Genomic DNA, 6,899 nt, shown 5'->3' on the forward strand with positions numbered 1-6,899 from the left:
CCCCCGAACTGCCGGGATTCGTCGGACGCCAGACTCAGCTCGACCAGGCGTCCGCGCTGATCCCGGAGGCCGACGCCCCCTCCGCCACCGTCGTGATCGGCGGCAGCGCGGGGGTGGGCAAGACCGCGTTCGCCGTCCACTGGGCCCGTCGGATCGCCGCCCGCTTCCCGGACGGGCAGCTCTACCTCAACCTGCGCGGCTTCGACCCCGTGGGCGTCCCCGTCCCGCCCGCGCAGGCACTGCGCACCCTGCTGGAGGCGTTGGGCGTGGCGCCTCGCGAACTCCCGGAGGACCAGGACGTGTTGGCGGCGCGGCTGCGGACCGTGCTGGCCGGGCGCCGCGTGCTCGTGCTGCTGGACAACGCCCGGGACGCCGGTCAGATACGGCCGCTGCTGCCCGGCGCGCCGGGCTGTCTGGTCATCGTCACCAGCCGCAACCGGCTGGGCGGACTGGTCGCCGTGGACGGCGCGCACCCCCTGCGCCTGGACGTGCTGACCGCGCGGGAGGGCCACGATCTGCTGCTGCGCCGCCTCGGCGCCGCGCGGGTCGCCGTTGAACCGGACGCGGTCCGCGAGATCGTCGACCTGTGCGCGCGGCTGCCCCTGGCCCTGGCCGTCGCGGCGGCCCGCGCGGCCGACCGCACCGCGTTCCCGCTCGCCGCGCTGGCGGAGGAGCTGGCCGAGGGGCACGGCAGTCTCGACGCCTTCACCGACACCGACCAGGCGGCCGACGTGCGGGCCGTCCTGTCCTGGTCGTACCACGCGCTCTCGCCCGGCGCGGCCCGTCTCTTCCGGCTGCTGGTCCTGCACCCCGGCCCGGACGTGTCGCTGCCCGCCGCCGCGAGCCTGGCCGGACTCGGCGCGGCCGCCGCGCGGAGCCTGCTGTCGGAGCTGGTGCACACCCATCTGGTGGACGAGCCGGCACCGGGCCGGTATGCCTGGCACGACCTGCTGCGGGCCTACGCCGCCGAGCTGTCCGCCGGGACGGACGGCCCCGGCGAGGTCACAGCCGCCCGTCGGCGGATGTTCGACCACTATCTGCACAGCGCCCACGGCGCCGCCCGGCTCATGGACCTCACCCGGGACCGGATCGTGCCGGCCGAGCCGTCCCCGGACGTGCGGGCCGAGTCGTACGCCACCCCGCAGCGGGCCATGGCCTGGTTCGAGGCCGAACGGGCCGTCCTGGTCGCGGTGGTGCGGGAGGCCACGGCGTGCGGCTTCGACGTCCACGCCTGGCAGCTCGCCTGGTGCGTGGAGCACCACTTCGGGCGGCAGGGGCTCTGGCACGAGCTGGGGGTGACCCTGCGCACCGCGCTGGAGTCCGCCGACCGACTCGGGGACCCCAGCGCCCTCGCGCACATCCACCGGGGGCTGGCCCAGGCGGAGTCGTACGCGAAACGCGCAGGTGACGCGCGGGCGCACATCGAGCGGGCCATCGAGCTGTTCGACAAGGTCGGTGACGTTCCCGCGCTGACCGAGAGCCACCGTCAGCTGAGCGTCGTCCTGGAGGTGCAGGGCGACCTGGAGGGTGCCCTCGCCCACCACCGGCAGGCCCTGGAGCTGCTCGGCCCGGACGGCGAGAGCAGGTTGCGGTCCTGGATCCTCAACGGGCTGGGCTGGTACCACTCGTTGCTGGGCCGGCACCGCGAGGCCCTGGCCTTCTGCGCCACCGCGCTGGAACTGGCCCGCGCCCACAGCGACGACTACACCCTCGGGCACGTCCTGAACAGCATCGGGCACGCCCGGCACCATCTGGGCGCCCACGACGAGGCGGTCGCCGCCCTTGAGAAGGCGCTGGCGCACTTCCGGCGGGTGGGCGGGGTCCCCTGGGCGGAGGCGCACACGCTGGCCTCGCTCGCCGATGCCCTGCTCAGTCTGGGACAGCCCGATCGCGCCCGGGCGCTGCTGGGGGAAGCAGTGCGAGTCCTCGACCGGCTCGGGCATCCGGACGCCGTAGTGATGCGCGAGAAGCTGGCAGCCCTGTCGCCGCAGGGGCACCGGGCCGCACGGGGTGGGTGAGCCTCGCCGCATCGGTGCACCTCCTCGTGCCGGCGGTCGGGACACTCACCCGCACTACGGGGCCGCACGGCCGCGGGTTCTGCCACTCCGACGGCCGTTACCGTACCGTTACCTTCCGTCGCGGCGGGGCGGATTGCCCTTCGGGGTGAGAACCCTGGGCGGCGCTGCTCCGTAGTGAGTTACGGGGCCCCGGCGCGCCCGGGGTGGCGAACGACCATCGAACGGCAATCGGGAGTCGATCGGCGGGTGATCGACAGTCGATCGGCGACCTCGACGATCGGCGGGTGATCGCGAACGAGCAGCAGGAGAACAGAGAATGCCCGGACGGGGGCCAGGCCTTCGCACGTGTGATCTACCAGACGCACGGCACCGCCTTGCTCCAGTTCGCCCAGGGGCTCACCCTGGGCGACGTGCACGGCGCCGAGGACATCGTCCAGGAGGCCGTCCTCAGAGCCTGGCGCCACGCGGACCGGCTCACCTCGACGCCGGGACTGACCCGTCCGTGGCTCTTCACCGTCGTACGACGGCTCGCCATCGACGCCCACCGCACCCGCCGGGCCCGTCCGGCCGACCTCATTCCCACCGCCCTGGACCGCGAGGTCGTCTCCGACAGCAGCGAACGCACGCTGACCGCACAGGTGTTGACCCGGGCGCTGGCCGAGCTGGACCGCTCGCACCGGGAAGTGCTGGTGCACCGCTACTGCCTCGACCGCAGCATCGAGGAGACGGCGGCCGAACTGAACCTCCCCCAGGGCACGGTCAAGTCCCGCAGCAGCCATGCCCTCAGGGCCCTGCGCCGCGCCCTGACCTCGCTCGGCGCGCCCACCCCGGCCGCCCTGCGCTGACCGACTCCCGCCACGACAAACACACTTCACCGGAGGCTCAGGCGTGCCACGCCAGCTACTGACCGTCTGCCAGGAACCCGCCCCGGACTCCCCCGCGGGCTCCTTCCGGACCATCGGCGAGGCACTGGAACGGGCACGCGGCGGAGCCGTGATCAGCGTCAGCCCGGGCCGTTACCAGGAGAGCCTGGTGATCCGCACGCGGGTGACGATCGTGGCCGAACAGGCCCGGGGCAGCGTGGAGATCGCACCCCGCCGCGGCAGCGCGGTGGCCCTCGGGGCGGACGCGGTGATGCTCACCGATCTCGTACTGACCGGCCGGGACGAGGAGTTGCCGGTGGTCGACGTGGCCCGCGGCCAACTCGCCCTGGAGGGCTGCGACGTGACCGGCTCGGGCTGGACCGCACTGCTCGCCCGGGGCACCGGATCGCTGGCGATGCGTGACTGCCGGGTCACCAACCCCCGGGGCGCGGGCCTGGTCGTCACCTCCCCCGTGGACAGCTCGATCGAGTCGTGCACGGTGGAACACCTGGGCACCTCGGGCGCGGTGATCGGCGAACGCGGCCGGGTCACCCTGCGCGACTGCACGGTCCGCGACGCCCGCGGCAACGGTGTGCTGGCCAACGGCGAGGCGCGCGGCTCGGTCGAGGACTGTGACATCTCCTCCACCGACAAGCCCGCGATCGCCCTGGAGGACCACTGCACCACCCGCATCGTGCGGACCTCCGTCCACGACACCACCACCGGCGTGCACCTGAGCAGCGCCGCCCGCACCACCCTGGAGGACGTGACGGTCACCGGTACCACCGGCACCGGGATCGTGCTGTCCGGCGGCACCGATCCGTGGCTGCGGCGCTGCCGTACGGCCCGGACCGAGGGCCACGGCATGGCCGTACTGGAAAGATCGCGCGGCACGATCGAGGACTGCCGTCTGGAGTCGGCGCAGGCTCCGGCGCTGCGGGTCGGCGGATCGTCCTCGCCCGTGCTCATCGGGCTTTGCGTGCAGGGGAGTTCGGCGGCCGGGCTGCTCCTTGAGGAGGAGTCGGTGGCCGAACTGGACCGGGTGGAGGTGGTGGACGCGGCGGGCGTCGGCATCAGCGTGCGCTCCGGTGCGAACCCGCTGCTGCGCCGGGCGCTCGTCAGGGCCCCCGGCGGCCACGGCGTGGAGATCTCCGCGGACGGGCGCGGCCGCCTGGAGGACTGTGTGGTCGAACGCCCCGGCGGGGCGGGCATCCGTGTGGAGGACGACGGCGCCCTGTTCATCGGCGGCGGCAGCATCGACGTGGCGGGCGGGCCCGGCCTGTCGGTCGGACCGGACGGCAGCGTCACCCTGCGGGACTGCGAGATCCGCGGCGACCGCGGCAGCGCGCACCCCGGTGTCCTGGTGGCGACGGGCGGCGAACTCACCGCCAGCAGACTGCGGGTGAGCGGCGCGGGCGCCCACGGCGTGGTCGTGCAGGACGGCGGACGCGGCGCCCTCACCTCCTGCGAGTCGCTGCGCAGCGAGGGCGACGGCTTCCGCGTCGACACCGACGCACCGGTCTCCCTGGTCAACTGCACGGCCCGGGAGAACACCGGCGGCGGCCTGGTGCAGGTCCGCCCCGGCGACCGGCTCGCCGTGGAGGGGCTGACCAGCACGGACAACGGCCGCCGGGACGCCTGGGGGCTGGGCGAGGCCGATGGCACGGACCCGGCGGGCGCCACGGCTCGGCCCGGCGCGGACGGGGAGCAAGGCACAGGTCCGCTGGGCGAGTTGGAGGCGCTCATCGGCCTGGACGACGTCAAGCAGCAGGTCCGCACGCTGGTCAACCTCACCCGGCTCGCGCAGCGCCGGGCGAGCATGGGGATGCCGGTGCCGCCGATGAGCCGCCATCTGGTCTTCGCGGGCCCGCCCGGCACCGGCAAGACCACCGTCGCCCGCCTCTACGGCGCCATCCTCACCGAGTTGGGCGTCCTGCGCTCCGGCCACCTCGTCGAGGTCTCGCGCGCGGACCTCGTGGCGCAGATCGTCGGCGGCACCGCCATCAAGACCACCGAGACCTTCAACAGGGCCCTGGGTGGCGTCCTGTTCATCGACGAGGCCTACACCCTGGTCTCCGACAGCCGCTCCGGCGGCGCCGACTTCGGCCGGGAAGCCGTCGACACCCTGCTGAAGCTGATGGAGGACCACCGTGAGGACATGGTCGTGGTGGTCGCCGGCTACACCGACGAGATGACCGGCTTCCTGGCCTCCAACCCCGGCCTGGCCAGCCGCTTCTCCCGAACCGTGGAGTTCTCGAACTACTCGGTCCCCGAGCTGGTCGCCATCATGGAGTCGATGTGCGCCCGCCACCAGTACGAACTGGAGGACACCACCCGCAAGGCCCTGGCCGTCCGCTTCGAACGGATGCCGCGCGACGCCGGCTTCGGCAACGGCCGCGCGGCCCGGCAGCTCTTCGAGGAGATGGTCGACCGCCAGGCGACCCGCCTCGCCGCCCAGGTGGACATCGACCAGCGCGCCCTGGCCCTCTTCGTCCCGCAGGACGTGGGTGAGGACGCGGCGGCCGCCGTCGGCGAGGACGGCCCCGCGGGCGGCGACCCACTGACCCGGCTCGGGGAGCTGACCGGCCTCGCGGGCGTCAAACGGGACGTCACGGACCTGGTCAACCTCCTGGCCACCGCCCGCCGACGGGAAGCCGCCGGACTCCCCGCCCCCCGTATCGGTCACCACCTGGTCTTCACGGGCCCGCCCGGCACCGGCAAGACCACCGTCGCCCGCCTCTACGGCGAACTCCTCGCCCGTCTCGGCGTGTTGCCCCGCGGCCAGCTCGTCGAGGTGGCCCGCGCCGACCTCGTGGGCCGCTACGTGGGCCACACCGCCCAGCTCACCCGCGAGGTCTTCGAACAGGCCTTGGGCGGCGTGCTGTTCGTCGACGAGGCGTACACCCTCACCCCACCGGGCCCGTCCGGTTCCTCGGACTTCGGCAGGGAGGCGGTGGACACGCTCCTGAAGCTGATGGAGGACCACCGGGACGAGGTCGTCGTCATCGTGGCCGGCTACACCGACGAGATGGCACACTTCCTGGCCTCCAACCCGGGCCTGGCCTCCCGTTTCTCCCGCCATGTGGAGTTCGCCGACTACTCCTCCGACGAGTTGGTCACCATCGTCCGCCGGCACGCGGAGACCAGCGGCTACGACTGCGGGCCGGGCACGGATGCGGCTCTGCACACGCACTTCGACCGCCTGCCCCGCGACCGTTCCTTCGGGAACGCGCGCCTGGCCCGCCAGGTCCTGGAGACGATGATGACCCGCCAGGCCGGCCGTATCAGTGCCATGGCCTCTCCCGGCTTCGACGACCTGCGACTGCTGCTGCCCGCTGACGTACCGGGAACGGAGACACGATGACCCGGCCGACCCGCGCGCCGGCACTGGCGCCGACACTGGCACTGACGCTCGCATTGACGGTTCTGGGCGGACCGGCCCACGCCGTGCCCCTGGCGGACGGCGGGGTGAACCTGCCGGTGATCCCCTCCGTCCTGGCCGCCGGCGCCCCCTGCACGGCGGGCTCGTCCTCGCCGGCGCGGGCCGCGCCGTGGGAGCAGCGGTCACTGGGCCTCGCGCGGGTGTGGCGGACATCAGGCGGGAGCACGGGCGGCGCCGGGGTGACGGTCGCCGTCGTCGACACCGGTGTCTCCGCGCAGGCACCGGCGCTGGCGGGACGCGTCACCGCGGTGGGCGCGGCGCTGGGCGACTGTGTGGGACACGGCACCTTCGTGGCGGGCCTGATCGCAGCCGCGCCGTCCAAGCAGGTGCGCTTCGCCGGGGTCGCGGGCGCGGCACGCGTCCTCGCGGTCCGCGGCACGGACGCCCGGGGCGCGGCCACGGCTGCCTCACTGGCCTCCGCCATCCGTTCGGCCGCGCAGGCGGGCGCCGAGGTGATCGTCGTCTCCCCCGCCGTGGCCCACGGCTCCGCCGACCTGACGGCAGCCGTGGCGTACGCCGCCGAGCGGGACGCCCTCGTGATCGCGGCGGCGGCCCCCGACCCGACCGGGCCCGTCA

The 6,899-nt window shown here is 74.1% G+C and carries 4 protein-coding genes; all 4 read left to right on the plus strand.

Annotated elements, in window-relative coordinates; translation table 11 throughout:
- Window positions 1-2,018 (plus strand): tetratricopeptide repeat protein (locus EHS43_RS33000; protein WP_148104143.1); only part of this gene is annotated, 2,018 nt, incomplete at its 5' end.
- Between the two features lie 284 nt (window positions 2,019-2,302).
- Window positions 2,303-2,863: a sigma-70 family RNA polymerase sigma factor gene (locus EHS43_RS33005; protein ID WP_260470818.1), complete on the plus strand. Its 561-nt coding sequence runs from the start codon at window positions 2,303-2,305 to the stop codon at window positions 2,861-2,863.
- Between the two features lie 43 nt (window positions 2,864-2,906).
- Entirely contained in the window at window positions 2,907-6,245 is a 3,339-nt protein-coding gene (locus EHS43_RS33010) for a right-handed parallel beta-helix repeat-containing protein (protein WP_125194337.1), read from the plus strand.
- The coding region (locus EHS43_RS33015) for a S8 family serine peptidase (RefSeq protein ID WP_260470819.1) at window positions 6,242-6,899 on the plus strand (658 nt) is incomplete at its 3' end. The genes EHS43_RS33010 and EHS43_RS33015, both read left to right, overlap by 4 nt.

Origin of the sequence: Streptomyces sp. RP5T (genome assembly GCF_003933965.1) — a bacterium.
Lineage (GTDB): Bacteria > Actinomycetota > Actinomycetes > Streptomycetales > Streptomycetaceae > Streptomyces.